The organism is Micromonospora sp. NPDC005171 (genome assembly GCF_040608575.1).
Taxonomy (GTDB): Bacteria; Actinomycetota; Actinomycetes; order Mycobacteriales; family Micromonosporaceae; genus Micromonospora.
This window is the reverse complement of record NZ_JBEXIM010000002.1, coordinates 242,648-269,372: the sequence shown is the minus strand read 5'-3', so window position 1 is coordinate 269,372 and position 26,725 is coordinate 242,648. Positions and strand designations below refer to the sequence as shown.

At 72.5% G+C, this 26,725-nt stretch carries 28 protein-coding genes; 15 read left to right on the top strand and 13 right to left on the bottom strand.

From position 1 onward, the window contains the following. Window positions 1–46: 46 nt before the first annotated feature. On the top strand, window positions 47–889 hold the full coding sequence (locus tag ABZU74_RS05200; protein WP_355418703.1) for a helix-turn-helix transcriptional regulator: 843 nt from the start codon (window positions 47–49) through the stop codon (window positions 887–889). On the opposite strand, the gene ABZU74_RS05195 is transcribed toward ABZU74_RS05200, so the two are convergent. Then, complete coding sequence (locus tag ABZU74_RS05195; protein WP_355419137.1) at window positions 820–1,854, bottom strand: DUF5937 family protein; 1,035 nt, start codon at window positions 1,852–1,854, stop codon at window positions 820–822. The genes ABZU74_RS05200 and ABZU74_RS05195 overlap by 70 nt on opposite strands. Before the next feature lie 129 nt (window positions 1,855–1,983). Here ABZU74_RS05195 and ABZU74_RS05190 point away from each other — a divergent pair, with 129 nt between their 5' ends. Beyond that, entirely contained in the window at window positions 1,984–2,514 is a 531-nt protein-coding gene (locus ABZU74_RS05190; protein ID WP_355418701.1) for a nuclear transport factor 2 family protein, read from the top strand. A gap of 70 nt (window positions 2,515–2,584) precedes the next feature. Here the strand turns inward: ABZU74_RS05190 and ABZU74_RS05185 are convergent, their stop codons facing one another. Further along, window positions 2,585–3,436 (bottom strand): aldo/keto reductase, encoded by an 852-nt coding sequence (locus ABZU74_RS05185; RefSeq protein WP_355418699.1) that lies wholly within the window; start codon window positions 3,434–3,436, stop codon window positions 2,585–2,587. Between the two features lie 97 nt (window positions 3,437–3,533). Continuing rightward, complete coding sequence (locus ABZU74_RS05180; RefSeq protein ID WP_355418697.1) at window positions 3,534–4,499, bottom strand: LysR family transcriptional regulator; 966 nt, start codon at window positions 4,497–4,499, stop codon at window positions 3,534–3,536. A 52-nt stretch (window positions 4,500–4,551) separates the two neighbouring features. Here ABZU74_RS05180 and ABZU74_RS05175 point away from each other — a divergent pair, with 52 nt between their 5' ends. Together ABZU74_RS05175 and ABZU74_RS05170 are read left to right on the top strand one after the other, a co-directional pair. Further along, on the top strand, window positions 4,552–5,475 hold the full coding sequence (locus ABZU74_RS05175; protein ID WP_355418695.1) for a serine hydrolase: 924 nt from the start codon (window positions 4,552–4,554) through the stop codon (window positions 5,473–5,475). 154 nt (window positions 5,476–5,629) lie between these two features. Continuing rightward, window positions 5,630–6,607: an MBL fold metallo-hydrolase gene (locus ABZU74_RS05170; protein ID WP_355418693.1), complete on the top strand. Its 978-nt coding sequence runs from the start codon at window positions 5,630–5,632 to the stop codon at window positions 6,605–6,607. A 43-nt stretch (window positions 6,608–6,650) separates the two neighbouring features. Here the strand turns inward: ABZU74_RS05170 and ABZU74_RS05165 are convergent, their stop codons facing one another. From ABZU74_RS05165 to ABZU74_RS05155, 3 genes are read right to left on the bottom strand one after another with little or no spacing between them, the layout of a single operon-like run. After that, the gene (locus ABZU74_RS05165; RefSeq protein WP_355418691.1) at window positions 6,651–7,190 is read right to left on the bottom strand and encodes a DUF1697 domain-containing protein; all 540 of its coding nucleotides are present in this window, start codon (window positions 7,188–7,190) and stop codon (window positions 6,651–6,653) included. A 28-nt stretch (window positions 7,191–7,218) separates the two neighbouring features. Continuing rightward, complete coding sequence (locus ABZU74_RS05160; protein ID WP_355418689.1) at window positions 7,219–7,887, bottom strand: response regulator transcription factor; 669 nt, start codon at window positions 7,885–7,887, stop codon at window positions 7,219–7,221. Continuing rightward, the gene (locus tag ABZU74_RS05155) at window positions 7,884–9,041 is read right to left on the bottom strand and encodes a sensor histidine kinase (protein ID WP_355418687.1); all 1,158 of its coding nucleotides are present in this window, start codon (window positions 9,039–9,041) and stop codon (window positions 7,884–7,886) included. Before ABZU74_RS05155 ends, ABZU74_RS05160 begins: the two co-directional genes overlap by 4 nt. Window positions 9,042–9,210: 169 nt before the next feature. Here ABZU74_RS05155 and ABZU74_RS05150 point away from each other — a divergent pair, with 169 nt between their 5' ends. Genes ABZU74_RS05150 through ABZU74_RS05140 form a run of 3 tightly spaced genes read left to right on the top strand, consistent with a single transcriptional unit; the run spans window position 9,211 to window position 13,460 of the window. Beyond that, a complete protein-coding gene (locus ABZU74_RS05150) occupies window positions 9,211–9,960 on the top strand; it encodes an ABC transporter ATP-binding protein (RefSeq protein ID WP_355418685.1) in 750 nt (249 codons plus the stop codon). Then, window positions 9,954–12,383 (top strand): ABC transporter permease, encoded by a 2,430-nt coding sequence (locus tag ABZU74_RS05145; RefSeq protein WP_355418683.1) that lies wholly within the window; start codon window positions 9,954–9,956, stop codon window positions 12,381–12,383. Before ABZU74_RS05150 ends, ABZU74_RS05145 begins: the two co-directional genes overlap by 7 nt. Before the next feature lie 42 nt (window positions 12,384–12,425). Beyond that, window positions 12,426–13,460 carry a hypothetical protein gene (locus ABZU74_RS05140; protein ID WP_355418681.1) on the top strand — a complete coding sequence of 345 codons (1,035 nt, stop codon included), beginning with the start codon at window positions 12,426–12,428 and terminating at the stop codon, window positions 13,458–13,460. On the opposite strand, the gene ABZU74_RS05135 is transcribed toward ABZU74_RS05140, so the two are convergent. The 4 genes from ABZU74_RS05135 to ABZU74_RS05120 are packed head-to-tail and all read right to left on the bottom strand — an operon-like array spanning window position 13,461 to window position 16,499. Next, entirely contained in the window at window positions 13,461–14,024 is a 564-nt protein-coding gene (locus tag ABZU74_RS05135) for a heme-binding protein (protein WP_355418679.1), read from the bottom strand. It abuts the gene before it with no gap. Between the two features lie 32 nt (window positions 14,025–14,056). Beyond that, the gene (locus ABZU74_RS05130; RefSeq protein WP_355418677.1) at window positions 14,057–14,806 is read right to left on the bottom strand and encodes a hypothetical protein; all 750 of its coding nucleotides are present in this window, start codon (window positions 14,804–14,806) and stop codon (window positions 14,057–14,059) included. Window positions 14,807–14,808: 2 nt separating this feature from the next. After that, window positions 14,809–15,606 carry an ABC transporter permease gene (locus tag ABZU74_RS05125; RefSeq protein ID WP_355418675.1) on the bottom strand — a complete coding sequence of 266 codons (798 nt, stop codon included), beginning with the start codon at window positions 15,604–15,606 and terminating at the stop codon, window positions 14,809–14,811. Next, entirely contained in the window at window positions 15,603–16,499 is an 897-nt protein-coding gene (locus tag ABZU74_RS05120; RefSeq protein WP_355418673.1) for an ATP-binding cassette domain-containing protein, read from the bottom strand. The genes ABZU74_RS05125 and ABZU74_RS05120 overlap by 4 nt, the downstream gene beginning before the upstream one ends. Window positions 16,500–16,631: 132 nt before the next feature. Between ABZU74_RS05120 and ABZU74_RS05115 the strand changes: the two genes are divergently transcribed. The 4 genes from ABZU74_RS05115 to ABZU74_RS05100 all read left to right on the top strand — a co-directional run bounded on the left by ABZU74_RS05115 (window position 16,632) and on the right by ABZU74_RS05100 (window position 20,624). Next, entirely contained in the window at window positions 16,632–17,885 is a 1,254-nt protein-coding gene (locus tag ABZU74_RS05115) for a histidine kinase (protein ID WP_355418671.1), read from the top strand. Then, window positions 17,882–18,604, top strand: coding sequence for a response regulator transcription factor (locus ABZU74_RS05110; RefSeq protein ID WP_355418669.1), 723 nt, complete (start codon window positions 17,882–17,884; stop codon window positions 18,602–18,604). The genes ABZU74_RS05115 and ABZU74_RS05110 overlap by 4 nt, the downstream gene beginning before the upstream one ends. A gap of 96 nt (window positions 18,605–18,700) precedes the next feature. Then, complete coding sequence (locus tag ABZU74_RS05105; RefSeq protein ID WP_355418667.1) at window positions 18,701–20,125, top strand: DUF234 domain-containing protein; 1,425 nt, start codon at window positions 18,701–18,703, stop codon at window positions 20,123–20,125. Window positions 20,126–20,213: 88 nt separating this feature from the next. Continuing rightward, window positions 20,214–20,624, top strand: coding sequence for a hypothetical protein (locus tag ABZU74_RS05100; RefSeq protein ID WP_355418665.1), 411 nt, complete (start codon window positions 20,214–20,216; stop codon window positions 20,622–20,624). 102 nt (window positions 20,625–20,726) lie between these two features. Here ABZU74_RS05100 and ABZU74_RS05095 read toward each other — a convergent pair whose 3' ends face one another. Beyond that, window positions 20,727–21,506 (bottom strand): D-Ala-D-Ala carboxypeptidase family metallohydrolase, encoded by a 780-nt coding sequence (locus ABZU74_RS05095; protein ID WP_355418663.1) that lies wholly within the window; start codon window positions 21,504–21,506, stop codon window positions 20,727–20,729. A 304-nt stretch (window positions 21,507–21,810) separates the two neighbouring features. On the opposite strand from ABZU74_RS05095, the gene ABZU74_RS05090 reads away from it, so the two are divergent. Further along, complete coding sequence (locus ABZU74_RS05090; protein WP_355418661.1) at window positions 21,811–22,449, top strand: hypothetical protein; 639 nt, start codon at window positions 21,811–21,813, stop codon at window positions 22,447–22,449. Between the two features lie 42 nt (window positions 22,450–22,491). Beyond that, window positions 22,492–22,956 (top strand): PPOX class F420-dependent oxidoreductase, encoded by a 465-nt coding sequence (locus ABZU74_RS05085; protein ID WP_355418659.1) that lies wholly within the window; start codon window positions 22,492–22,494, stop codon window positions 22,954–22,956. A 22-nt stretch (window positions 22,957–22,978) separates the two neighbouring features. Here the strand turns inward: ABZU74_RS05085 and ABZU74_RS05080 are convergent, their stop codons facing one another. Next, complete coding sequence (locus tag ABZU74_RS05080) at window positions 22,979–23,620, bottom strand: NAD(P)H-binding protein (protein ID WP_355418657.1); 642 nt, start codon at window positions 23,618–23,620, stop codon at window positions 22,979–22,981. A gap of 52 nt (window positions 23,621–23,672) precedes the next feature. Then, window positions 23,673–24,905, bottom strand: a complete 1,233-nt coding sequence (locus ABZU74_RS05075; RefSeq protein ID WP_355418655.1) for a serine hydrolase domain-containing protein — start codon at window positions 24,903–24,905, stop codon at window positions 23,673–23,675. A gap of 85 nt (window positions 24,906–24,990) precedes the next feature. Here ABZU74_RS05075 and ABZU74_RS05070 point away from each other — a divergent pair, with 85 nt between their 5' ends. Both ABZU74_RS05070 and ABZU74_RS05065 read left to right on the top strand, forming a co-directional pair. Beyond that, window positions 24,991–25,584: a pentapeptide repeat-containing protein gene (locus tag ABZU74_RS05070; RefSeq protein WP_355418653.1), complete on the top strand. Its 594-nt coding sequence runs from the start codon at window positions 24,991–24,993 to the stop codon at window positions 25,582–25,584. 199 nt (window positions 25,585–25,783) lie between these two features. After that, window positions 25,784–26,725 (top strand): hypothetical protein, encoded by a 942-nt coding sequence (locus ABZU74_RS05065; RefSeq protein WP_355418651.1) that lies wholly within the window; start codon window positions 25,784–25,786, stop codon window positions 26,723–26,725.

The following is a 26,725-nucleotide window of genomic DNA, read 5'->3' as shown; positions in this document are numbered from 1 at the left end:
CCGGTGGTACCACCCTGGCCGGCCCGGGTCGGGGCATGCTGGGGGCATGACGAGCGGCGGCCTGCGGCGTGACGAACTGGCGGCGTTCCTGCGGATCCGCCGCGCCCGGCTGCGCCCTGCCGAGGTCGGGCTGCCCGAGGGCGAACGCCGGCGCACCCCCGGGCTGCGCCGGCAGGAGGTCGCCCAGCTCGCCGGGATGTCGATCGACTACTACATCCGGCTGGAGCAGGGCCGTGGGCCGCACCCGTCCCGGCAGGTGCTCGCGTCGATGGCCCGGGCGCTGATGTTGAGTCGGGACGAGCGCGAGTACCTGTTCCGGATCGCCGGGGAGAACCCGCCGCCGACCGTCGGCCCGAGCCGGGAGGTGACTCCCGGGCTGCGGCACCTGCTCGACGCGATGACCGAGACCCCGGCGTACCTCGTCGACGCCGCGTACCACGTGCTGGCCTGGAACCGCATGGCCACGTACTTCCTGGGGGATCTCGCGGCCGTGCCGGACGCGGAGCGCAACATGATCCGCTGGACGTTCCGGCAGCCGGTCACCGAGGGCCATTGGACCGATGCCGACGCCCGCCGCTTCGTGCACAGCACGGTGGCGGACCTGCGGGCCGCCTACGGCCGCTACCCGGCCGACCCGGCGATCCGTGATCTGGTCACCGAGCTGCTCGGCATGTCGCCGCGGTTCGCCCAGCTCTGGGCCGAGCACGAGGTGGAGGAGCGCCGTCCCGTGATCAAGCGGGTGCCGCATCCCCGCCTGGGGTCGTTGGAGTTCGAGTGCCGGGTGTTGCTGGTGCCGGAGACGGAGCAGCGGCTGATCGTCTACGTCCCCGAGCCCGACTCGCCGACCCAGGCGGTGTTCCACCGGATCGCCGAGCGCGTCGCGCCCTGACCTGGCCAGCAGCCGACCAGCCCGTCCCCGTGGTCGGACCGCCGGTAGAGCACGCTGTGCCGCTCCCTGGTGCGCACCACCAGGCCGGAGCGCAGCAGCACCCCCAGGTGGTAGGAGACGGTGGCCGGCGCCAACCGGTGTCGCTCACTGAGCTGCCCGGTGGACCGGGGGACGTCCAGGTCCGCCAGGATCGCCGCCCGGCTCGCACCGACCAGGTCACCGAGCCGATGCGCCCGGCGCTGGTCCGTCGGCCCGGCGCCGATCGGGTAGACCAGCACGGCGTTGCCCTCGTCGCAGAGCTGCGTGGAGAGTTGAGGCCAGGCCAGCGCCGACGGCGCGAGCACCAGCTCCGCGCCGGTCAGCGCTGTGGTGATCCGGTACGAGCTGTCGATGGTCAGCGAACTGCCGGTCCAGCCGACCTTTGGGTGCAGGCTGTTGAGCATGCTGCCCACTCCTGCGGTGGCCATCGCGGTGGCCCGTACGGCCAGCTCTGCCTCCAGCGTGGCCCGCACCGCCGGCCACTGCTCGCCGAGCGCGGCCTGCCAGAAGTGACGCAGCCCGTCGGTGACCCGCCGGGCCAGGGTGCCGTCCTCGACCGCCGCGCGGACCCGGGCCGGCATTCCGCCCGCCGGGAACCGCTCGTTCACCTGCGCCGCCACCTCGTCGGCGGGCGTCGCCGCCGTGGCCGCCAACTGCTGGTCGAAGGCCGTGTCGAGTGGGCCCAGCGGCGGCTTCGGCGTGAGCAGGTCCGGCGTGTAGCCGAGCCGGCCGGGCGGCGTCATCAGCTCTGCGACAAGGGCCACGTCGGGGTGCCGCAGCGCGGCGCGGGCGGCCGGACCGGGATCGCCGTGCACCGGGTGCCCGAAGCGCGACAGCGTGGCCCGCAGCCAGGACGTCACCTCCGACGCCGGCGAGATCGCCAACCGGAGCCGGGCAAGGCTCGAACCGTCCAGATGCGCGACCATCACAGCGCGGATCGTACAAGCGGGGACGTCGATGTGTGGTCAGCATTCGAGCTGGCTCGAATCACTGGTCGGTGGCGCGGCGGGTCAGGTTGGCTGCGACGGCACAACCACTCGTCCTGAGGAGAACCGATGCGCCCACCTGCCTCCGCCCGTCCCGCCGGCCGGCTCGGCCGCACGATCGCCCTGCTCGGGCTCACCGCCGGCCTGCTGGCAGCGGCTCCTGCCGCGGTGTCGGCCGCCACTCCGGGCCCGGCCGACACGACAACCGGCGACGCTGCGGCCCGCGGCTGCGAGCGCGCCTTCGACCGCGCCGTCCGCGCGTACGTGGAGACCACCGAACGGCGCGACCTGGACGGCTTCGCCGCGCTGCTGCACCCCGACGTCACCTCCGTCTTCGCCTCCGACGGTGAGGTGCTCGACGGCAAAACGGCCACAGTGGACTGGTTGCGCGGGTTCTTCGCCGACGACTCGTGGACCCAGTCCTTCAGCGTGGCGAAGCAGACCGTGGTGGGCTGCCGGACCGGGTTCGTGCTGTTCGACTCCGTCTACGCGGTGCCGGCCACCGGCACCAGGGTGCCGCTGCTGATCGGGGTCAGCTACACCTACCAGCACGGCCGGTGGCTGGTGCTGCAGAACCAGGACTCCGTGGGCCGCGTCTGACCAGGGGGGTCGCCACCCGGGGGGAGGGGCGGGCGCCACCGCGGCGGCGCCCGCCCCTCGGCGGACCAGGTCAGTTGGGCAGGTAGGCGAAGGTGTCCGGGTTCGGGCCCTGCCGGCCGGCCTCGCCCTTGTCCAGCGCGGTGATCCGCTCCATCGCCGCGTCGTCCAACTCGAAGTCGAAGATCTGGGTGTTCTCCTCGATCCGCTTCGGCGTGGTCGACTTCGGGAAGATGATGTCGCCGCGCTGCACGTGCCAGCGGAGCACCACCTGCGCCGGGGTCCGGTCGAGCTGCTCGGCGATGTCGACCACCGTCGGGTCGTCGAGCACCTTGCCCTGCGCGATCGGCGACCACGCCTCGGTGAGGATGTTGTGGCCACGGCCGTAGGCGCGGACCTCGTCGTTGCCGAAGTACGGGTGCGCCTCGATCTGGTTGACCGCCGGCACGACGCTCGCCTCGGCGGCCAGCCGCTCCAGGTGCGACACCTGGAAGTTGGACACGCCGATCGAGCGGGCCCGGCCGTCGCGCTGGAACTCCTCCAGCACCTTCCAGGTCGAGACGTAGTCGCCGTCGTACAGGGTGGGCAGCGGCCAGTGGATCAGGAACAGGTCGATGTAGTCCATCTTCAGCGCCGCCAGCGTCGAGTCGAACGCCCTGCGGGCGTCGTCGGGGCGGTGGAAGGCGTTGCTCAGCTTGCTGGTCACGTAGACCGAGCTCCGGTCGAGGTCGGACACGCGTACCGCCTCGCCGACCTCGGCCTCGTTGCCGTACATCTCGGCGGTGTCGATGTGCCGGTAGCCCACCTCCAGGGCGGTGGTCACCGCCGCGACGGTGTCCTTCGGCTCGATCTGGAACACCCCGAAGCCGAGCTGCGGAATGGTGGTGCCGTCGTTCAGGCTGATGTCGGGAATCGTGATTGCCACTGCGGCTCCTTCGCGTCTTCGTTTCCTGTCATCCATACCCGGGTGGGTGGACGATTCACCGCCCAACCGGGGGTGACGAACACAACGGCCGATCGGTTCACCCGGTCGTGTCGAACAGCACCGGCCACGGCCGTGCCGCCGGCACCGACGTCGCGGGCGGCGCTGGCGCGGTGGGCTCGGCGTCGGCCAGCACCTCCGCGGCGAGTTGGCCGAACATCGCCGCAGCGGGGTGCGCCGACCGGTCCGGCCAGGCCGCTGAGGTGCGTTTCGCCAGCGGCGCGTCGGTGATCGGCCGCCAGGCCATCCGGGGTTCCCGGCGGGCCACCGCCGCCGGTTCCACCGCCACCCCGCCTCCCGCGAGCACCAGCCCGCACAGGAACTCCGGATTGCGGGCCGGGCGCACCCGGGCCGGGCGCCAACCGTGTTGTCGACATACCGCCAGCAGGTGGTCGTGCCAGCCGGGGGCGGTGGCGCGGGGCGCGGCCACCAGATCCAGACCGGTCAGCGCCGCGAGCGTCACCTCGCGGCCGCGGGCCAGCGGCGAGGTCCGCGGCAGCAGCACCCCGAGGGGTACGTCGACAGGGGCGCCGAAGCGCAGCCCGTCCGCCGCCACCGGGTGGTGCACGAGCCCCACGTCCAGGGTCCGCTCGGCGAGCATCCGCACCTGTTCGGCGGTGGTCAGCTCGTGCAGCTCCACGTCTAGGCCGGGCGCCCGGGCGCTGAGCCCGTCCAGCAGCGAGCGCAACGTCACGGCGGGCGTCTCCGGTGGCACGCCGGCCCGGAGTACACCCAGCTCACCGGCGCGGATCTGCCCCATCAGGCTGCGGAGCCGACCCTCGCCGGCAAGCAGTTCCTCCGCCTCGCCGAGCAGCAGCTCACCGGCGGTGGTGAGGCGTACCTGGCGGCGGGACCTGTCGAACAGCTCGACAGTCAGCTCCCGTTCCAGCCGTTGGATCGACTGACTCAGCGGCGGCTGGGCCATCCCGAGCAGCTCCGCGGCCCGCCCGAAGTGCAGTTCGTGTGCGACCACCACGAAGTGCCGCAGGTGCCGGAGCAGGTCCACGGCCGGGACCCTACGCCAGCGCCGGCACGGCGGCGCTGGATACCGTGCTGGCGTGGACGTGGAGGAACGCATCGGGGCCATCTTCGCCGCCGTCGGGGTGACGGCCAGCCTGCACGTCGTCGACCTGGACGCCGTCGACCTGCGCGCCGTCGAGGGCGGCGGACCGGGTGGCGGTCTTCGGGAGGTCGGGGTGCGGGCCGACGAGCAGGTGGTGATCGCCTCGATCTTCAAGATCCTGTTGGTGTTGGAGTTCGCCCGGCAGGTCGATGCCGGTCAGCTGGATCCGACCGAGCGGGTCCTGGTCACCGCCGCCGACCGGCTCGGCGGGTGGGGTCTGGCCGGCTGCGCCGACGACGCCGAGGTGTCGCTGCGCGATCTCGCGTACTTCGCCATGTCGGTCACCGACAACACGGCCGCCGACCTGCTGCTGCGCCGGGTCGGCCCGGACCTGCTGCCGATGCTCGCCGTCGAGCTGGGGCTGAGCCGTACCCGCGTCCTCGGTGGTCCTCGGGACCTGGTCGAGACGATGCTCGCCGACGTGGGCGCGCGGACCGAGGCGGAGTTCGCCCGGATCTTCCCCACGCTGCCGGCGGACCGGGTCCGGGCCATGCGGGTCTTCGACCCCGCGCACACCACGTCCAGCACCGCCCGGGAGATCACCCGGCTGCTCACGCTGATCTGGCGGGACGAGGCCGGGCCGGCGGCGGCCTGCGCGATGGTGCGCGCCTGGATGGCCCGGCAGATCTTCTGGACCCGGCTGGCCGCCGGTTTCCCGCCCGGGGTCCGGGTCTCCGGAAAGACCGGCACCCTGCCCGGGTTCCACCTGGAGGCCGGCGTCGCCGACTACCCCGACGGCGGGCGGTACGCGATAGCCGTCTTCGCCCGCGCCGAGGAGTTGACCCCGCGCCGCATCGACGTGGACCTGGCGATGGGGGAGGCCGCCCGGACGGCCGTGGAGGCGCTGCGCGGCGACTGATTTCGCGCACCTCCGAGCGTCGCCGCACCCCCGCCGAGCAGGCTTGATATCCGCCTACGTATCGTAGCCGACTGCCCTTGATCTTGGACCGCGCTCGGGTGCCGCTGATTTGCTCGTGGTCGACACATCGCCCGACCACGGGGAGTAGATCCGCATGCCCAGTCTCGACCGTCGCCGCTTCCTGCGCGACGCCGCCGCCACCACCGCACTGGCCTCCGCCGGTGGCCTCGCCGCCGGCGTCGCCACCCCGGCCCAGGCCACGCCCTCGGCCGCCGCGCCCACGCCGACCGCCCGCCGCAAGGGGGCGGTCAGCTTCCGCTGGTGGGGTACGGCCGGCTGGCGCGTCGACATCGGCGACCGCACCGTCCTCGTCGACCCGTTCCTCAGCCGGATCGACACCGGACTGTTCACCGGCGCCTTCCGGACGGACACCCGGTTGACTGTGCGCACCGACGTGATCGACCCGCGCGTCGACAGGGCCATGACGGTGCTTGTCACGCACACCCACTGGGACCACTTCATGGACGTGCCGTACATCGCCAAACGCACCGGCGCGCGGGTGTTCGGCACGCTCACCGCGTACCACCTGGGGTTGGCCTACGGGTTGCCGTCGACGCAGCTCAGCGCCGTGAAGGGTGGGGAGGTGCTGGACCTCGGCGACCACAGCGTCGAGGTGGTCGGCTCACTGCACAGCCGCAACCCGTCGTACTCGGTGGCCTTCCCCGGCGTGCGGGTGACCCCGCCGCCGCAGCCGGCCACCATCGCGGACCTGCCGGAGGGCGACACGCTGGGCTACCTGATGCGGGTCGACAGTGGCCCCTCGGTCTACTTCACCGGGGCCAGCGACGTCGCCGAACGGAACCTCACCGGCCTCGCGCCGGACGTGGCGATGGTGGCCATGCAGAACGCCACCACCACCGGCGACTACCTGCCCCGGCTGCTGGCCGGCCTCGACTACCCGAAGGTCGTGGTGCCGGTGCACTACGACAACTTCGAGACGGTGTTGCAGAACCCGCCGCCGGTTGCCCCGACCGACCGCACCCGGCTGAACGAGATGATCGCTGCGGTGCGCCGGATCTCGCCGCGCAGCCGGGTGCTGGTGCCCGAGTACGAGACCGCGTACCACTTCTGACCAGCTCCGGTGGGGGTCGCCGAGCCGCGGCCCCCACCTGAGGTCAGGAGGCGGTCAGCTCCGCCAGGGCAAGCACCGACTTCCAGTTGCGGGAGGTGGCCACCACGCCGAGCTTCTTCTCCAGGTAGGCGTTCGTGAACTTCGACCGCCCGTAACCGCCGTCGACGTAGTGCAGGAACACCTCCCGGCCGGTCACCGTGAACGACACGTTCTCGCCGCCGGGCACGGTGAGGGCGTCCACAGCGGACTTCTTCGGTGCGGTGGCGAGGAAGGCCACCAGCAGTCGCGTCGGGTCGTCCGATCGGTCGGCGTACGGGTTGCCGCCGGCGATCGCCGCCAACTCCCGGCCGCTGCGCACCAGCACCGGCACTGTCAATGCCAGCTCGTCGGTGAGCGCCCGCGCGATCCCGGCGGCCAGCTTCTCCGCGTCGCGCACCGTGCTGCCGAAGGCCACGTTGCCGCTCTGCAGGTACGTCTTGACGTCCTCGTGGCCGAGGTCGGTGACGATCCGGCGCAGGTCGGCCATCGCCAGCCGGGTGGTGCCGACGTTGACCCCGCGCAGCAGGGCGACGTACCGGGTCATGGCTCCTCCTCGGGTGCGGGCAACCCGCTCAGCGTAGGCCGCCCGGCCTCACCAGACCCGTCTCGTACGCCACGATGACCAGTTGCGCCCGGTCGCGTACCGCCAGCTTGGTCAGCAGCCGCCCGACGTGCGTCTTGACGGTGGCCTGGCTCAGGTTGAGGTGCGCGGCCAGCTCCGCGTTGGACAGGCCCCGGGCGATCAGCGCGAGCACCTCCCGTTCCCGATCGGTCACCCCGTCGAGCTGGCGGGGCAGCGGCCGGGTCGGCTCCGGCTGCCTGGCGAACTCGTCGATCAGCCGGCGGGTCACCGTCGGCGCGAGCAGCCCCTCCCCGGCGGCGACCACCCGGATCCCGGTCAGCAGGTCCGCCGGTGGGGTGTCCTTGAGCAGGAACCCGCTCGCTCCGGCGCGCAGCGCCCCGTAGACGTACTCGTCGAGGTCGAACGTGGTCAGGATGATGACCCGGGTGCCGGCCGTCGCCGGGTCGGCGCAGATCCGCCGGGTCGCCTCGATGCCGTCCATCTCCGGCATCCGGACGTCCATCAGGACCACATCCGGCCGGTGCTGCTCGGTCAGTGCGACAGCCTGCGCGCCGGTGCCCGCCTCACCGACTGTGGTGCAGTCCGGGCTGAGGTCGACCAGCAGCTGGAAACTGCCACGCAGCAACGCCTGGTCGTCGGCGATCAGCACGCGGATCACGCGGCCACCCGGTAGGGGAGGCTGGCCGTCACCGCGAAGCCACCGCCGGAGCGTGGGCCGGCGCGGAACTGCCCGCCGTGCAACGCCACCCGTTCCCGCATGCCGACCAACCCGTGCCCCTCCGTGCCGAGCAGGATCGGCCGCTGGCCGTCGTCGGTCACCTCCACCCGCACCTCGTCGGGCCGGACCGTCACAGTGGCCCGGCAGGCGGCCGGTGCCGCATGCTTCACCACGTTCGTCACCGCTTCCTGCACGATCCGGTACACCGCCAGGCCCACCGACTCCGGGACCGCGCCGGCCGGATCCTCCCGCCGCACGTCGAGCTGCACGTCGACGCCGCCGATCGCCGCCTGCCGGGCGAGGACCGGCAGCTCGTCCAGCCCTGGCGTCGGCGCGTACGGGCTGTCCTCGCGCAGCATGCCGAGCACCCGACGTACGTCGGTGAGCGCGGTCCGGCCGGTCTGCTCGATGACCCGGAGCGCGGCGCCCGCCTCGCGCGGATCGGCCTCAGCGACATGGTTGGCGACTGCCGCCTTCACCACGATCAGGCTCAGCGTGTGCGCCACCACGTCATGCAGCTCGCGCGCCACCCGCAACCGCTCCTCGGTGGCGGCCTGACGGACCAGCTGGTCACTCTGCCGGCTGGCGAGGGCGCGTCGCTCCCGGATCAGCCAACCTATCACCCAGGCCGGTGCGACCATGACGGCGGCGTAGACGACAGCCCCGGTCCGCGACCAGAGGTCACCTGCGGTCAGCACCAGGGCGACGCTCACCAGTGCGAGACAACCGGCGGCGCAGAGCATCGACCGGCGGGTGGGCGTCGCCACGGCCACCGTGTAGAAGGACAGGCCGATGGCGAACGCCGGCGCGGCGGCCGCGAAGTTGGGTATCACACCGCTGATCAGGGCGACGGTGGCGATCGAGCTGATCACGACGGCCACCGCCATCGGCCACCGACGCCGGACGGCCAACGGCAGCCCGAGGGCCAGCCCGACCAGCACCGACGCCCAGAGCGGCTCGCGTACGCCGCCGTGCAGCGGCGACTCCAGTGCCGCGTACGGGCAGAGCAGCCCACCGACGGCCACCGCCAGCAGGGCGTCCACTCTGTACAGGTCCACCGGCCGCATCCGTCGGGTCAGCAGGAGAGCGGTCACGCGTCGAACGGTAACGGGCGGCTGCGCCGGCCGCGTCAGCCTGCGGGTGGTCATCCCGCAGGACGACGTACCGGCGGTTGCCGGCCGCCGACTCCACCCGGGGGAGGGCCGGAAAGTGCCCGCTCCGGCTCGACGCGCCGCACCACTGGCGTTCGGCACCGTAACGGTCATGACCACACACACGGTGACCCTGACGGGGCTGCGCGCGGTGTACGGCACCGGAACCCGGCGGGTGACGGCGCTCGACGGCGTGACCACCGGCTTCGCGAGCGGCACGTTCACGGCGGTGATGGGCCCGTCGGGCTCGGGAAAGTCCACACTGCTGCACTGCGCGGCGGGGATGGACCGCCCGACCGAGGGGATCGTCACGATCGACGGCATTCGCCTCAACGACCTCGGTGAGGACGAGCTGACCCGGCTGCGGCGGGACCGGATCGGCTTCGTGTTCCAGGCGTTCAACCTGGTGTCCACGCTGACCGCCGCGCAGAACGTCGAGTTGCCGTCGCGGCTTGCCCGCCGCCGCCCGCCGGCCCGGGACGTCGCCGCCGCCCTCGACGCGGTCGGCCTCGCCGACCGGGCCGGGCACCGGCCGAGTGAGCTGTCCGGCGGCGAGCAGCAGCGCGTCGCCGTGGCCCGAGCGTTGATCACCCGTCCGGCGGTGGTGTTCGCCGACGAACCGACCGGTGCGTTGGACAGCGCGTCCTCCCGGCAGGTGCTTCGGCTGCTCCGGGCGCTCGTCGACGACCACGGCCAGACAGTCGTGATGGTGACCCACGATCCGGCCGCCGCCGCGTACGCCGATCGGGTCCTTCTGCTGGCCGACGGCCGCGTCGTCGACGAGCTGACCGGCCCGATCACCGCCGCTGCCGTCGCCGCCCGGATCGCCGAGCGGGAAACCGTCGCGGAGTCGTCGTGCTGAGCGTCCGGCGGTCGGCCAGCGCGTTCGTGGCAGTCGCCATCGGGGTCACACTGGTCGCGGCGGCCACACTGCTGCTCGCTTCCGGCCGTCCGCAGGTGCCGGACCGGCTGGCACGGGCGGCGGTCGTGGTGCAGAGCCCCGAGGCGGGTGCGTCCGCTGACGAGTTCGTGCCGACCCGGCCCTGGTCCGCCAGCGCGGCCGCGGAGTTCGTCGGCAGGCTGGCCGGTCTGCCGGACGTGGTGGCGGCGGTGCCGGACCGTACCTTCTACGCGCAGCCGCTCGTCGACGGCCGACCCGCGGCGGCCGACACCCGGCGGGAGGACGCCTATCAGGGGCACGGCTGGTCCAGTGCCCAGTTGGGTGGGCTGCGCCTCACGGCCGGCGATCCACCCCGCCGGCCGGGCGAGGTGGTCGTCGACAGCGCGCTCGGGCTGCGCGCCGGCGCGCCGGTCACCCTGCTGACCGCCGCCGGCCCGGAGTCCTACACCGTCACCGGTCTGGTCGACGGGCCGGGTGTCCATGTCGCGGACGATGTCGCCGCCGCGCTCGCGCCCGGCGTACGGGCCATCGGGTTGGTGCTCGCGCCGGGGGCCGACCCCGAGCGGGTCGCCACGGCGGCTCGCGGAGTCGTCGCCGGCGACGGACGAGTGCTCACCGGCGCCGCTCGCGGTGCGCTGGAGCCGCGTGGCGACGCCCGCACCCGGTGGATCGGTATGCAGGTGCTCACCGCCACGGCGGCCCTCGCCGGCTTCGTCACGGTGTTCGTGGTCGCCTCCACCTTCGCGTTCACCATCGCGCAGCGCCGCCGTGAGCTGGGCCTGCTGCGCGCCGTCGGCGCCACCGGACGTCAGGTCCGCCGCATGGTGTACGCCGAGGCGCTCGCCGTCGGCGTCTCCGCGGGGCTGATCGGCCTGCTGGTCGGCGCGGCGCTCGCCCCGTTGCTGGGCCGGCTGCTCGTCGACGTCGGCTACGAGCCGTCGACCTTCCGGGTCCGCTACGAACTCTGGCCGGTCGCGGTCTCGCTCACCGCCGGGCCGGTGATCGCGTTGCTGGCCGTCTGGTCGGCGTCCCGCCGGGCGGCGCGGGTCCGCCCGTTGGAGGCGTTACGCGATGCCGCTGTGGAACAGCGACCGATCGGACGGCTGCGGGCCGTAACCGGGGCGCTGCTCCTCGCGGCGGGAGTCGCGCTCAGTCTTGGCACGGCGACCGCCGACGAGGCTCGGGTGGGGGCGCAGTACGCGCTCTACGCGGTGATGGCGCTGGTGGCCGGCGCCACGGTGCTTGCCCCGGTGGTGGTCGGGCCGCTGGTACGGCTGCTGCGTTCTCCGGTGCGTCGGCCCGGTGGCGCGGTCGGGATGCTGGTCCGGGGCGGGGCGTTGACCGCGACCCGGCGGACCGCAGCCGTCGCCGCGCCGGTGCTGCTCACTGTCGCCTTCGCGGTGCTGGTGTCCGGGATGGTGCGCACCACCACCGCCGCGTATGCGGCAGGTCGGGCGGACAACGTGAACGCCGGCTGGATCGTCGTGCCGGACCGCGCACCCGGCCTGTCCGACCGGGCCGTCGCCGCGACCGGCGGCACCGCCCTGTTGCCGACCACCGTCTACCGCACCGACCCCGCAACGTCGCCGCAGGACCGGCCGATGACTGCGCTCGGCGTGGATCCGGAGGGCTTCGCCGCCGCGAACCGGGTGCTCAGCGTCGTCGCCGGCTCGCTCAACGACCTGAAGGGCGACGACACGGTGGTGGTCACCGCCTCGGCGAACCGGCTGCCGTCCGAGCCGTACCCGGTGGTCTTCGCCGACGGGACGTCGGTGTCGTTGCGCGTCGTCGCAGTGGTCACCGACACCTCGATCCCCGGCGACCTGCTCGTGCGCCGGGCCGTGGTGCGGGCGCACGACCCGTCGGCGCTGACGTCCACCGTGTACGTCCGGGACCGGATCGATCCGCCGGTCGGCGCGCGGATCCTCGACGTCCCGGGCTGGGCGGCCGAGGCGGACGCCGCCGAGGACCGCCTCGTCTGGCTCTTCACCCTGCTGCTGATCGGGGTGTCCGCCGGTTACGGGGCCATCGCGGTGGCCAACACCCTGCTGCTGGCCGCCGCCGGTCGCGCCGCGGACCTGCGGCTGATCCGGCTGGCCGGGGCGACCCGACGGCAGGTCATCTGGCTGGTCACCGCCGAGTCCGCCCTGGTGGTCCTGATCGGCGCGCTGCTGGGTGGGGCTGTCGCGTTCGTCGGTCTGCTCAGCATCAGTGCGGGCCTCGCCGAGCAGGTCGGCGCCCCCGTCGACCTGGTGGTGCCGTGGCCGGTGGTCGCCGGGGTGGTGGGGCTGTGCCTGCTGCTCGCGGTGCTGTCCAGTGTGCTGCCGACGTGGCGGCTGCTGCGCCATCGTCCCGCGAGGTCACCGGTCGGCCTCGTCGGATGACCGCGCCCCCCGCTCGGGCGGTAGGGCCGCTACCGTCCATGGATGCGATCCGCGCGCCCGGTCGGGCTGCTCCTCTCCGCCGCCGCCGTCGTGCTCTGGGCGTACGGCATGACCAGGTGGCAACCGCTGACCGAACCGCTCGGCCCGTGGTCGGAGCACCTGCCGGGCAACAACGCCTACTGGGCGCGCGACCTGCGGTTCCTGGCGATCATGGCGGTGCCGCTCGGGTTGGTGCTGGCCGGGCGGGGGCACGTGCGGTGGAGCGGCCCGGCGGTGGTGCTGGGTGGCTGCTGGGTCGCCGCCGACGTGGCGATCGACCGGGCCGATCCGATCGGCGTCGACGCGACGGTGCTGCTGGCCGTCGCCGGCTGCGCCGTGCTCGGCGTGGTCGCGGCGATCCTGTTCTGGTGGGAGCGTGGCACGCCGTCGGCGTCGGATCCTGGTACGCGGTCGGCACGGGGGCGCGGCACGCCGTCGGCGGCCGACCGCCGCGTGCTGACCGGCGTGGCCTGCGTGGCCGGGGTGCTGACGCTTGTGGCGGCCGGCATGGAGTCACCGACCGACCGGGAGCCGGAGCTGAACCAGGGCGCCCTGGCCACCGGGGCGCTGCTGGTGGCACTGGCTGTCGGCGCGGCGTTGGCGGCGGCTCCGGCGCGGACCCGGGCTCGGGTCGGCCTCGCGGCCGGCCTGATCGTGGCGGCAGTGATCGGCGTGGGGCTGGTCCGTGCCGTCGCGCCCGGCGAACGACTCCTGCCGGAGGCCGCTCTCGGGGCGGTGCTGCTCACCGGGGTCACCCTGCTGGCCTGGGACTGGCCGGGCGGCCGGCCGATCTGGCGGCACCACGCCCTGGCCGCGCTCATCGCACTGGTGGGCCCGCTGCTGTTCCTGGTGGCCACCGGCATCACCATGATTTTCACGCTGCCGATCGGCCCGACGTTCACCGAGTTGGCCGGCAACAGCCCGATCAACTCCGCCGACTCCGATCTGCTGCTCTCCCTGGCCGGGCTGATCGCCGGGCTGGGAATGGCACTGCTGCTGGCGCGGCCCAGCGTCGAGGACCGTCGGCAGCTCAGGTAGCTACTCGACGACCGGCAGCACCACCTCGTTGCGGCGCAGGAACCACGGCTTCCACGGCGGGTCGAAGCGCGCGTACCGGATGGCGCCGGTGGGTTGCAGGCCGGCCGCGGTCACCGACCGGCCGAGCATTGTGGCCCGCTGGCTGAACGCCTGTTCCGTCCACCGCCCGGAGAACCGCATCGCCGCCGCGAGCCGCGCCGGAACCGCGCGGATCCGTACCCGGGCGTCCACCGGCTCGGGCAGTGTGGCGGTGGTGAAGGTGGCCGGCATGACGAACTGGATCAGATACGCGCCCGGCCACTCGCCCTCGATCTGCACCACCGGCACGGTCATGGCGATTTTTTCCGAGCCGCTGTCCACCGCTGTCGTCGGCGCGGCGGAGCCGATCGGGTGCCGGGCCCGATTGGCGCCACCGATGTACGCGGCCAGCGGCCGGAACGCCTCGATCGGCGCCCGGGTGAAGGACGCCTGGATCTGCATCTCGGCCACCAGGTGAGCGGGGTACCGACGCAGCTCGAAGCCGGGGTGTCGGGACACCACCCGGTACGGCTGCTGTTCGGTCATCGCGCGGCTCCCACTGTCTGCTGGGACAGACGCTACCGCCCGTCCGCCTCCCGCTCGGCCGAAGTCGGCTGCTCCGGCCCGGGGGCGAGGGCCCGGGTGGTCGACCGCCAGTACTGCCGCTTGCCCTCGTCGCGCAGCACCACCCCGATCTGGCCCAGCTCGCGGCGCAACTCCCGGGCGTCGTCGCGGCGGTCCCGTTGGATGGCCCGTTCCCGGGCACGCAGCAGCGCATCCGCGCCGGCCGGCAACCCGGGCAGGTCCGGAACCCACAGCCGGTACGCCGACCGGTGCGGGTCGTCGTCCGCCCAACCCCAACCGTGCTCCCGGAACGCCGCCGCCAGTTGAGCGGCCGGCAGATCCGTGGACTCCCGGACCAGTTCTGCGCCGTCGGCGTCGAGCAGCACCAGGTGCTTGTCGGCGAGGAAGACCACCCGGGTGTCGACCCGCGCGACGGTCCGGTTCTGGTCGGAGCGGCGCAGCTGGACCTGCGCCGCGTCGACGGTGACGATCAGCCGTTCGGCGGTGCCGATCCCGGCGATGACCAGGCCGGCCAGCACGCCCACCGCGATGGTGCCGGCGGTGGCCTGCGGCTCGGGCAGCCGGTCCAGCCACTCGATCAGGTCGCCGAACGGCACCCAGGGCAGCCGGGCGAGCCAGCCCGTCGCCGCCGCGAGGAGCCATCCGGCGCCCGCCCCGAGCAGCGGGAAGCCACCCCAGAGGACCGCCAGCTCCAGGGGGCCGCCGCTGACCACGGTGCGCGGACGGTAGCTGGCCATCTCCATGGTCAGGACACCTCGCGGCGCAGCGTCCGGAACAGACCGGCGGCCAGCGGGAGGACCATCCAGACCAGCAGGGACACCACTATCCGCCCCCACTGCTCGCCGGTGACGGCGTCGCTGCTGAACAACGGTTCCATGGTCTTGCTGGTGTCCAACCATTCGGACGGGCCACGCAGCGGCCTGACCATCTCGCCGAGCACGCCCCACAGGGTGGGCAGCAGCAGGTAGCCGACGATCGCCAGCGGCGGGTTGAGCAGCAGCAGACCGAACGCGGCGCCCATCAACACGCTGGTGACCTGGAGGACCGCCGCGTTCAGGACCAGCGACCAGTCGAACTGCCAGGTGCCCGCACCGCCGGTGGCGGACGCCACAAGCGTTCCCGCGGCGGCGACGGCCAGGCTGGTCAGCACCGAGGCGAGCGCGGTGAGCATCACGGCGAGCAGCTTCGCGGCGACCACCCGCTCCCGGCGGGGCACCAGGGCGTACGTGGTGAGGGCGGTGCGCTGCGACCACTCGCTGGTGATCGACAGGATGCCCAGCACCGGCAGCAGCACCGACACCGGCAGCAGCGACGGAACGAAGAAGTTGAGGAACGTCTGGTCGGCGTCCTTCGCGTAGATCAGTTGCAGGGTGACGATCGCCGCGGTGGCCAGGCCGATGGTGATCAGCAGCCAGCGACCGGCCCGGGTGTCGACCAGCTTGCGCAGCTCCACGCCGGTGAGCCGGAGCAGCGACGGTCGGCGGACCGGGGTGTGGTGCCGGGGCGCGACGGCGCCGGCGGCGGGCGCGGTGGTGGTGGTCATCGGACGGCCTCCTTGGTCGATTCGCCGGCGGTCAGGGTGAGGAAGAGTTGTTCGAGGCCACCGCCGCTGGCGGGGCGCAGCTCGGCCAGCGCGACGCTGGCCTCGGCGGCGGCTTGGCCCACCGCCTCGGCGTCGGCCTGCACGAGCAGCCCCTCCGAGCTGTCGACGGCGGTCAGGTTGGCCAACTCCAGCGCCCGCCGCAGCGCCGCGTCGTCGCGGGCCCGGACCACGGTGCCGCCACCGGCCAGCAGCTCGTTCTTGTCGCCCTGGGCCACGATCCGGCCGCCCCCGATCACCACCAGCCGGTCCGCGACCGCCTCCACCTCGCGCAGCAGGTGGGAGGAGAGCAGCACGGTGCCGCCCCGGTCGGCGAAGTCGCGCAGCAGGCCGCGCATCCAGAAGATCCCCTCCGGGTCCAGGCCGTTGGCCGGCTCGTCGAGGATCAGCACCCGGGGGTCGCCGAGCAGCGCGTGCGCCAGCCCGAGCCGTTGGCGCATGCCCAACGAGTACGCCCGTACCCGACGCTTCGCGGCCACCGCGTTCAACCCGACCAGGTCGAGCTTCGCGGCGACCTCGCGCCGGTCCAGACCCATCGTGTACGCGGACAGCGTCAACGCCTCGCGGCCGGTGCGCCCGGCGTGCTGGGCGGAGGCGTCCAGCAGCACCCCGACCTCCCGCCCTGGGTTGGGCAGATGCTGGTACGGGTGCCCGGAGATGGTGGCGCGACCGGCGGTCGGCGCGGTCAGCCCGCAGATCATCCGCATGGTCGTCGACTTGCCGGCGCCGTTGGGGCCGAGGAAGCCGGTGACGGTGCCCGGCTCGCACTGGAACGACACGTCGTCCACTGCCGGGTGTGGCCCGTATCGCTTGGTGAGGTTCTCTACGGTGATCATGTCGTCGAGCCTGCCCGCGCCGTCCGGCCATCCGCTGCGGCCACCGGTAGGTGCCGCGTCGACCTTGGTCGACCGGCGGGTCTCGACTTTGGTAGCTGGTCGTGTCGCCGGTCGGCTGCCTAGCATGGCGTCGTGACCAGCCTCGCCGTCCCGGAGCACCCCTGGCTGCTGCCAGGGGAGCTGGTGGTGCCGGCCGACAGTGGGCGTACGCGTCCGCGCCGCACCACCCGCGACTGGATCGTGGACAGCCTCGCGTTCCTGGTCTCCGTGGTCTGGGTGCTGTTCGCCACTGCCGATGCCCTGTCGCCCGACCCGGCGATGGCGGCCCCGCTCCCGCACGACTGGATGACCGGCGCCGACGCTGTGATCGGGCTGGTCTGCTGCGGGCTGCTCTGGTTGCGCCGCCGATGGCCACTCGGGCTGGTGGTGGCGACGACACCGCTCACCTTGTTCTCGATGGCCGCCGCCATCCCGCTGTTGATCTTCTACTTCACTGTGGTGGTGCACCGGCGGACCGCCATCGCGATCGCGGTCACCGGTGCGGGTCTCGTCACCAACCTGGTCTTCAGTTGGACACGCCCGGACCCGAGCATGCCGTACTGGGCCACCGTGTCCTGGGGTGTGGTGCTCAGCCTCGCCGTGCTGGCCTGGGGGATGTTCGTCCGGGCCCGGCGGCAGTTGATCGTGTCGCTACGCGAGCGGGCCGAGCGGGCCGAGGCGGAGCAGCAGCTTCGGGTCACGCAGGCCCGCCACCTCGAACGCACCCGGATCGCCCGGGAGATGCACGACGTGCTGGCCCACCGGATCTCCCTGCTCAGCCTGCACGCGGGTGCGCTGGAATTCCGCCCGGACGCGCCGGCCGACGAGGTGGCCCGGGCCGCTGGGGTGATCCGGGGCAGCGCGCACGCCGCCCTGCAGGACCTGCGCGAGGTGATCGGGGTGCTCCGCGCCGAGGACGACGGTGCCGGCGACGCCCCCGAGCCGCCGCAGCCCACCCTCGGCGACCTGCCGGCCCTGATCGCCGAGTCGCGGTCGGCCGGGGTGCGGGTGAACGTCAGCGACAGCGTCACCAGCCCGGGGGAGGTGCCGGCGGCGCTGGGCCGGGCCGCCTACCGGATCGTGCAGGAGGGGCTGACCAACGCCCGCAAGCACGCGGCCGGCGCGGCCGTCACCGTTGACGTGGCCGGCGGGCCGGGCGCCGGGCTGACCGTGGCGATCGGCAACCGGTGGCCGGTCGGCGCACCGGCCGGCGGCACACTGCCAGGTGCCGGCACCGGCCTGGTCGGCATCAGCGAACGGGTCACCCTGGCCGGCGGGCGGCTCGCCTACGGTCGGGACGACAGCGGTGACTTCCGGCTGGCCGCCTGGCTGCCGTGGCCGGCGTGACCAACCCTGCCAACGCCGCCGGTGCACCGGGCGCGACCAACGCCGCCGGGACGCCGGTGCGTGTGCTGATCGTGGACGACGACGCGTTGGTCCGGGCCGGGCTCTCGATGATCCTCGGCGGTCTGCCGGACCTGGCCGTGGTCGGCGAGGCGGCCGACGGTGGCGAAGTGCCGGCGGCTGTCGCCGCGTACGCCCCGGACGTGGTGCTGATGGACATCCGGATGCCCCGGGTCGACGGGCTGACCGCCACCGAGGCGCTGCGTGCCCAGCCGCACCCGCCGGAGGTGCTGGTGCTGACCACCTTCGACGCCGACGAGCAGGTGCTGCGGGCGCTTCGTGCCGGGGCGGCCGGTTTCCTGCTCAAGGACACCCCACCGGCGGAGATCGTGCGCGCCGTACGCCGGGTCGCGGCGGGCGAGGCGACGCTCTCCCCGACGGTGACCCGGACGTTGATCGCCCACGTGACCGCCGCCGCCCCCGGCCCGGTCGGCCCGGACCCGCGCCGCGAACGGGCGCTTCGGCTGCTCAACGGGCTCAGTGAGCGGGAGCGGCAGGTGGCGGTCGCGCTGGGGCGCGGCCGTACCAACGCGGAGATCGCGGGGGAGTTGTTCATGAGCGTGGCAACGGTGAAGGCGTACGTCTCCCGGCTGCTGACCCGACTGGAGCTGAACAACCGGGTCCAGGTGGCGCTGCTCGTGCACGACGCCGGCCTGGTCTGACGGTCGGTTTCGCCGGCACCAAATGATCGGGCAGGTGACCCGGCTAAGTTACACTCATTTTTGGTTGTTCCAAATTTGGCAGTGTCAGGAGTGATAGTGGATGACTTTGTCGGGCGAGACCGTGAGCTCCACCTCCTGGACGGCATGCTCTCTCGGGTGCAACGGGGTGGCCGTGCTGGTCGGCCAGGTCGGGCCCTGCTCATGCGAGGTCGCCGACGGGTAGGCAAGTCCCGACTGGTCGAGGAGTTCGTCGATCGGGCCGATGTGCCGTACCTCTTCTTCACCGCCTCCGCGCAGCCGACCGTCGCAGCCGACCTCGACCTCTTCGTGGAGGAGGCCGCCGCCTCGACGCTGCCAGGCGCACAGATTCTGCGTGAGCAGCGACCACAAACCTGGGACGCCGCGCTTACCCTGCTCGCCGCCGCGCTGCCGTCCGACCGGCCGAGTGTCGTCGTCCTGGACGAGATGCCGTACCTCATCGCGAGCGACCCGGGCTTCGAAGGAACGCTGCAGAAGGTCTTCGATCGCGAGTTGTCCCGGCGGCCGGTCCTGCTGATCTGTGTCGGGTCGGACCTGGCCATGATGGAAGCCCTCAACGACTACGGCCGGCCGTTCCACCAGCGAGCCACGGAGATGGTCATTCCGCCGCTCAGCCCGGCCGACGTCAGCGACATGCTCGGCCTGTCCGCCGCGGATGCGTTCGACGCCTACCTGGTGTCCGGCGGTCTGCCGCTGATCCTCGACGAGTGGCCGACCGGTGCGTCCGTCCACGAGTACCTCACCGATGCGGTACGAGATCCAACCTCTGCCCTGCTGGTCAGCGGCGAGCGGGCACTCGCGGCGGAATTCCCGCCCCAGTCCCAGGCGGGTCTGGTGCTGCGGGCCATCGGCTCAGGCGAACGTACTTTCTCGCTGATCTCCCGTGCGGCGGGGGATCTTCCGCAGGCGTCCCTGAACCGCGCCCTGCGCCTGCTGACACAGAAGCGGGCCGTGGAGGTCACCGTTCCCTTGTCGACCAAGCCGTCGCGGGAAACTCGGTACGCGGTGGCCGACCCGTACCTGCGCTTCTGGCTGTCGTTCCTGGGGCCGCACCTCCCGGAGATCGAGCGAGGGCGGGGCGATCTGACCCTGGACCGGATCGACCGGTCCTGGGCGTCCTGGCGGGGGCGGGCCATCGAACCTGTCGTCCGGGAGGCGTTGCGGCGGTTGCCCAGTGACCATCTGCCGGCGGAGGCCGCGATGATCGGCGGCTACTGGACCCGGACCAACGACCCGGAGATCGACATTGTCGGCGTCGACCGTGCGCCCGTCGCTGGGCGCATCTGCTTCGTCGGATCGGTCAAGTGGCAGGAGAACCGGCCCTTTGACGCGCATGACCTGGGCCGGCTCCTCCTGCACCGGTCGCGGCTCCCCGGCGCCGACGAGTCGGTGCCGGTCGTTGCCGTGTCGCGCAGCGGCACCGCCGTCGACGGCATCCGCGTGTTGTCGGCGGAGGATCTGCTTACCGGGTACCGGAATTGAACTTTCGTACGGTGTCCGCCGTACTCATGGCCGAGGATGTCGGTGCGGTGGGTCCGCCGTACCGCTGCCGAACTGCGGGAGGCCTGCCGTGCGAGTTGGTGAGCAGTCGACGGATCCCATCGACCTGGTACTGGGTGAGGTGCCAATGCCGGCACCGCTGACCCCGGAGGATGTCCGGCTCGCGGTCCGGGCGGTGGTCGTGCACACCGCCGAGGAGTGGCCCACCGGGCCGCTGTGCCGCAACGACGGCGCCTCCTACCCGTGCCGCCTGCACCGCTGGGGGCGCCGGGTGTTGGAGACACACGGGCTCAACGAGCGGCAGATCGAGGCGTTGATCCGGCACGGTAATCCGTTCGTGCACGTGCCCTTCCCGTTCACGGCTACCGGGCCGTCGCGGCAACAGGCCGCGCGGGTCGTCCCCCAGGGGGTACGGCCCACCGCTGCTGGCCGGCCGGTGACTCCCCCCGTCACCGCGCCGCGCTGGCCCCGGGCGAGCTGAGCGCGCCACCCCCTCCGCCCACCAGCCCCGGGGCGACACGACGTCGGCCCGGCGCGGAGATTCCCCCTCCGCGTCGGACCGACGTCGCTCTGGGCGGATGGCTCAGTTGCCGATCCCGCAGTCCGGGGCGGACCAGCTCGTCGTGTTCGAGCTGCGGTCGCTGTTGTTCTCCCGACGCGAGTCGACGTGCACGTGGTCGTCGTGGTCGGGGTAGCCCGGCCCGTAGAGACCACTGAAGCCGTTGTTGCGGGCGTTGCGGGCGACCTGGCACAGCGAGGACGTCCGTGAGGTCACGTCGGCCGCGTTGCCGTACAGGTGTTGGCTGTCGGACGCGCCACCGACCTGGTTGTTGCAGGCGCGACTGCGGAAACCACTGGACACGTTGAGCGGCTTGTCGCCGAGGCCCTTACGCAGCGCCTCCAGCTTCCACATGGTGCGCAGCGCGTTCTGCTTGGTCTGGTTCGCCGACAGCGGGCCGCCGCTCCACCCGCTTCCGCCGCACCCGTTGTCCAGCTCGCTGTAGCTGAAGTGCGCGGGCGTGCAGTCGTTGTCCTGGAGTTGGTACAGCTTGGCGAAGGTCTGCGGGCCGGCGATGCCGTCGGCGCGCAGCCCGTACGCCTGCTGGAACCGCTTGACCGCGGCGGCGGTCTTCGGCCCGTAGCGGCCGTCGTTCTCCACGATGTCCCGGTAGCCGGCCCAACCGGCGACCCGGATCTGCAACTGGCGGACGTCGTTGCCGGAGCGCCCCTGGCTCAGGGTGCGGTTCCAGGTGTAACAGCCGTCCGCGTGCGCCGCCGGTGCGGCGACCACCGTGGCGATTGCGGCCCCGGGCAGTGCCAGGGCGAATGCGACGGCGGCACGCTTCAAGGTGTTTACGCGCACAGAAGTCCTCCCGATAGGAGAGCGAATGGGGTGGCACCGGGACATCGACCGAGAAGTCCCGTGATTTCCACCCTGACACTGATCCGTGCGGTTGGAGGGGATTAACGAGAATCGTGCTCACAAACTGCTGTCCCTGGGTATTGGCTGGGAATTCAGCTGATTTGCGAAACAGCCACTTCCCGCCGATCAGCCCTTTCGTGGCCAAGCACACCGAACGTCGCAATCTGCCACACCGAGGGTGATGTTCCCGGGGTAATGGCGGCCGGTAACGTCATCAGCGGGCGGCGGACTGGCGGAGGTGCGCGTGGCACGGGGTGGCGTCTTCTGTGTCGAAGGTCAGTGGCACCGTGACCTCAACGAGCGGGGCTCGGTGCTGCCCACCCTGGAGCTGTTGGAGCGGCTGGGCAAGATCCGCTTCATCCACAAGGACGCGGCCACCCGCGACGAGCTGTTCTACTTCCTGGACCGTTGGCTGCTCAAGCAGTACGCGGACCACCGGGTCGGCTTCTTCGCCATGCACGGCGAGCCGAGCCGACTCTGCCTCACCGACTGGCAGTCGGTGGAGTTGAACGAGGTGGCTGACCTGATGGCCGGCCGCGCGGAGGGTCGCCGACTCTATTTCGGCAGTTGCTCGGTGCTGCGCGCCTCGGATGCGGTGCTGCGCGAGTTCCTGGAGGTCACCGGAGCCGCGCTGATCTGCGGTTTCACCCGGGAAGTCGACTGGGTCGAATCGGCGGCCTTCGAAACCGTCCTGCTCGACGTGCTCGCCAACGGCCAGCGACACAACGCCGCCGAGCTGCGGATGGGCTCCGCTCACTGGGCGCCGCTCGCGTCGTACCTCGGTTTCCGGGTGATCTACGCCAACGGTCGGGCCTGGCGTCCGTCCGGTCGCCCCCGGGTGCCCACCCAGACGGTGCACCGCGCCGCGGCCCGACCCCGCTGACCCGCCGCCACCGCTGCGCCGGCGCCCTGGTAGGAACGGGGAATGGCACGCAGCATCGCAAGGAACACCCGGGTCGACCGGGACGGCCTGCTCGACTTCGTCCGGCCGCGACACCGCGTCCTGCTGATGACCACCCGGGCGGACGGGCGCCCGCAGTCCTCCCCGGTCTCCGCCGGGGTCGACGGGCAGGGGCGGCTGGTCGTCTCCACCTACCCCGAGCGGGCCAAGGTGAGCAACCTCCGCCGCGACCCCCGGGTCTCGGCCTGCGTGCTCAGCGACGACTGGAACGGCCCCTGGGTGCAGATCGACGGCACCGCCGAGGTGCTCGACCTACCCGAGGCGCTGGAGCCGCTGGTCGAGTACTTCCGCAGCATCTCCGGGGAGCACCCGGACTGGGACGACTACCGGGCGGCGATGGTGCGCCAGGGCAAGTCGCTGATCCGGGTCACCATCGACGCCTGGGGTCCGATCGCCACCGGCGGGTTCCCGGCCCGCCTCGCCGACTGACCACGGCTGGCCCGCACCCGGGTCAGTACGCGGCGGTGAAGCGGGCGTTCTGGTGTCGTGGCTGCTCGATCTCGTCGATGATCGCCACCGCCAGGTCCTCATAGGTGAGCACCGAGCGGCCCTGAGCATCGGTGACCGGCTGGTCGGTGCCGGTGCGGTAGTGCCCGGTGCGCGCGCCGGGGTGGAACTCCAGCGGGGGTGGCGAAACATACGTCCAGCTCACCCCGTCGGCGGCGGTGCGGTAGTAGTCCAGCGCGTCCGCCTGGCCCAGCGCCGACTCCCGGTACTCCGCCGGGAAGTCCGGCTCGTCGAGAATGCGGGTGCCGCCCGGGGTGAGCAGGGTGGACCCGCCGCCCAGGTGGATGACCCGCGGTGCGGCAGGCATCCCGCGCAGCGTGGTCACCAGGTTCTCCGCCGCGTTGCGCCACAGCTCGCGCTCGCCGCCGCCGATTGCCACGACCAGCGCGTCGGCGTCCGGCGCCAGCTCCCGGACACTCCGCTCGCTGGTCGCGTCGCCGGTGACCGTCCGCGCCCCGGCCGGCAGGTACGAGGTGGCCTCCGGGCGGCGGACCGCGGCGATCACCCGGTGCCCCCGGTCGACCGCCTCGGCAACGACCCGCGAACCGGCGGTGCCGCCCGCGCCAAACACGACGATGGTGCTCACCAGCTCAGGCTAGGGACTGGGCCGGCTGCCCGTCGGCGGAACGACGATCCCGTCAGTCGACCAGGGCGGCGTAGACGAGTTGGCGCAGCTGGGAGCGGAGCGGGTAGGTGCTCGACGGCATCAGCTGCGTGAACAGCAGCGCGGTGATCTCCTCGGCCGGGTCGACCCAGAACGCGGTGCTGGCCACCCCGCCCCAGTAGTACTCGCCGACGCTGCTCGGCACCCGGCTGGGGATCGGGTCGTCGACCACAGCGAAGCCGAGGCCGAAGCCGATCCCGTCCAGGGTGCTCTCGGCGAAGCCGCCGGTGGACAGGGCGCCCAGGTCCTGACCACCCGGCAGGTGGTTGCGGGTCATGAAGCGCACCGTGCGCGGCCCGAGCAGCCGGACGCCGTCCAGTTCGCCGCCGCGCAGCAGCATCGACGTGAAGCGGTGGTAGTCGGCGGCGCTGGAGATCAACCCGCCACCGCCGGAGAGCAGCGCCGGCTTGCTGAACGCGAGCGACCCGAGGCTGTCGTGGCGGACGGCCCGGCCACTGCGCGGTTCCGGGACGTAGAGCGCGGCCAGCCGGTCGGCCTCGTCGCCCTCCACCCACCAGCGGGTGTCGGTCATGCCCAGCGGGCCGAAGATCCGGTCGGCGAAGAACGCGTCGAGGCTCTGCCCGGAGATCACCTCGACGAGTCGGCCGAGCACGTCGGTGGCGACGGAGTAGCCCCACGCCGAGCCGGGCTGGAACAAAAGCGGCAACTCGCCGAAGGCCGCGCAGGCGCTGGCCAGGTCGACGTCCGCCGGCGGGTACAGGTCGTAGCCGGCGGCCCGGTAGAGCCCGTCGACCACCGAGGTCTGCATGAAGCCGTACGTCAGGCCGGCCGTGTGGGTGAGCAGGTGCCAGACCCGGATCGGCTCGACCGCCGGCACCGTGTACGGCTTGAGCGCCGACCCCTTGGAGTAGACCCGCAGGTCGGCGAACTCGGGCAGCCAGCGGCTGATCTCGTCGGTCAGCTCGAACCGACCCTCCTCCCACAGCATCATCGCCGCGACCGAGGTGACCGGCTTGGTCATCGAGTAGATCCGCCAGAGGGTGTCGTCCTCGACCGGTGCGCCCGACTCCCGGTCGCGCAGCCCGTACGTCGAGGAGTGCGCCACCTCGCCGTGCCGGGTGACCACCACCTGCCAGCCGGCCAGCCGGCCGTCGTCGACGTACCGACCGAAGTGCTCGTCGATCCGCGCCAGCCGCACCGGGTCGAAACCGATCTGATCCGGGTCCTTGCTCCGAGCCACACTCACGCCGCCGAACCTACTCGCCGGTACGCCGACACCGGAAGGGGCCTGCCTGCCGTCCGCTGTCGAAGGCGCCCACTAGCCTGGCCGGATGCCGGAGTTGACCGAGGACGTGACCTTCCGCGACGAGGACTGGTACGGCGAGGAGTTGACCGACCGGCACTTCGTGGGTTGCGAGTTCTTCGGAGTGGACCTGACCGAGGCGGTGAGCAGAGGCGCGGTCTTCACCGGCTGCACGTTCGGCAACGTGGCGTTCAACGCCTCGCGACATGTCGACTCCGCCTTCACCCGTTGCGTCTTTCGGCGGTGCAACTTCTTCGAGGCCGAGTTCACCGGCTGCAAGCTGGTCGGCAGCACCTTCAGCGAGTGCGATCTGCGTCCGTTGACGGTGGACGGCGGTGACTGGTCCTTCGCGGCGCTGCCCGGTGCCGACCTGCGCGGCGTTCGGCTGACCGGGGTGCGCATGCGGGAGGTGGACCTCACGAGGGCCAACCTCACCGGTGCTACGGTCACCGGTGTCGATCTTTCCGGAGCGCAGCTGACAAACGTCCGGCTCGGCGGCGCCGACCTGCGGGGCAGCGACCTCACCGCGCTCGACCCGATGGTCGTCGAACGGGCCGGTGCCATCATCGACGTCGAGCAGGCAGTGGTCGTCGCGCAGTTGCTCGGATTCCGGATCGGCTGACGCGAAAGGCGCTCGTGGTTTGCCGGAGTGTCAGTCCGAGCGGACCGGGTTGTCCGACAGCGTCCCGTTGTGGGGTGGACACGTCCGGCAGTCCGGATCTAGCGTGTCGTCCACGCCCGGGTAAACGTGAATCGGCCCACAGTGGACGGTGTGGTCCGCGGCGGTCCAGAACGGCCGGGCGGTGGAGTTGGAGGGGTCGGTGGCGGACGAAGACCGCACGCGGGCTGGTTCGAAGGCTGGCGACGCGCCGCCGAGGCACCGTCCGCGTGCCATCACCGCCGGGGTGACCCGGAGCGTGTTGCGCCGGGCCCGGCAGCGGCGACGCTGGGCGGTGGAGGGTGCCGCCGTACTCGCCTGCCTGGTGGTGTTGGTCTCATACCTCGGCACCCGGTCCGGTCCCGAGCCGGACGACGCCCAGGCGGGTCCGGGCGGCAGGCCCGCCGGGGCCGCCCGTTCCCCCGGTCTCCCGGCTGCCGACGGGCGCACCGGCGAGGCCGGGCCAGCGACGCCCGGTCTGCGTCCGCGCCAGCGCCCGCCCTCGCCGGACCCGACGCCGTCGACCAGCGCACCTGCCCCGCCGCCGGCCAAGCCCGGTTCGCTGGCGCTGTCGGTGAGCCGGGGGGAGATGCCCGCCGCCGTCGACCTCACCGCCGTGGGCACCCGGGACTGGGTGCACTGGGGGGAGCGCGGCGGCAGGTCGACGAACCGCAAGCGCTCCGGCTCCGGCGAGATCATCGACGGGGGTGGCGTCGGAAGCCGGGTCGGTTGGGACGGCAACCAGGAGTACGTGCGTTGGTCCGACGGCACGCCGGAGCGATCCAGGAACGGCAGCTCCAACGGCGTCTACACCTGCGGCGCCGGAAACGGGTTCAACCTCGCCGTCGCCGGCAGCGGCGAGCCGCGCACCGTCCAGCTCTACGGCGGCATCTGGATGGCTCGGGGGCGACTGGAGGCGCGGTTGTCCACTGGCGGGCCGGCCCGCACCGCTCGGCTGGAAGATCCCTACACCAGTCAGAGTGCCCAGTTCACCATCCGCTTCACACTGCCGAAGGGCGCCAAACTGCTGCTGAAGTGGACCGTCGAGAAGGTCTTCACACCGCACTGCGGCAACGTCGGCCTCCAGGCCGTGACGGTGCGCTGA

What these genes read in the sequence shown, in the direction of transcription:
- ABZU74_RS05200 (WP_355418703.1), top strand. Translation starts at nt 47, where the DNA reads ATGACGAGCGGCGGCCTGCGGCGTGACGAACTGGCGGCGTTCCTGCGG.
- ABZU74_RS05195 (WP_355419137.1), bottom strand. Translation starts at nt 1,854, where the DNA reads ATGGTCGCGCATCTGGACGGTTCGAGCCTTGCCCGGCTCCGGTTGGCG.
- ABZU74_RS05190 (WP_355418701.1), top strand. Translation starts at nt 1,984, where the DNA reads ATGCGCCCACCTGCCTCCGCCCGTCCCGCCGGCCGGCTCGGCCGCACG.
- ABZU74_RS05170 (WP_355418693.1), top strand. Translation starts at nt 5,630, where the DNA reads ATGCCCAGTCTCGACCGTCGCCGCTTCCTGCGCGACGCCGCCGCCACC.
- ABZU74_RS05165 (WP_355418691.1), bottom strand. Translation starts at nt 7,190, where the DNA reads ATGACCCGGTACGTCGCCCTGCTGCGCGGGGTCAACGTCGGCACCACC.
- ABZU74_RS05150 (WP_355418685.1), top strand. Translation starts at nt 9,211, where the DNA reads ATGACCACACACACGGTGACCCTGACGGGGCTGCGCGCGGTGTACGGC.
- ABZU74_RS05140 (WP_355418681.1), top strand. Translation starts at nt 12,426, where the DNA reads ATGCGATCCGCGCGCCCGGTCGGGCTGCTCCTCTCCGCCGCCGCCGTC.
- ABZU74_RS05135 (WP_355418679.1), bottom strand. Translation starts at nt 14,024, where the DNA reads ATGACCGAACAGCAGCCGTACCGGGTGGTGTCCCGACACCCCGGCTTC.
- ABZU74_RS05130 (WP_355418677.1), bottom strand. Translation starts at nt 14,806, where the DNA reads ATGGAGATGGCCAGCTACCGTCCGCGCACCGTGGTCAGCGGCGGCCCC.
- ABZU74_RS05125 (WP_355418675.1), bottom strand. Translation starts at nt 15,606, where the DNA reads ATGACCACCACCACCGCGCCCGCCGCCGGCGCCGTCGCGCCCCGGCAC.
- ABZU74_RS05120 (WP_355418673.1), bottom strand. Translation starts at nt 16,499, where the DNA reads ATGATCACCGTAGAGAACCTCACCAAGCGATACGGGCCACACCCGGCA.
- ABZU74_RS05085 (WP_355418659.1), top strand. Translation starts at nt 22,492, where the DNA reads ATGGCACGCAGCATCGCAAGGAACACCCGGGTCGACCGGGACGGCCTG.
- ABZU74_RS05070 (WP_355418653.1), top strand. Translation starts at nt 24,991, where the DNA reads ATGCCGGAGTTGACCGAGGACGTGACCTTCCGCGACGAGGACTGGTAC.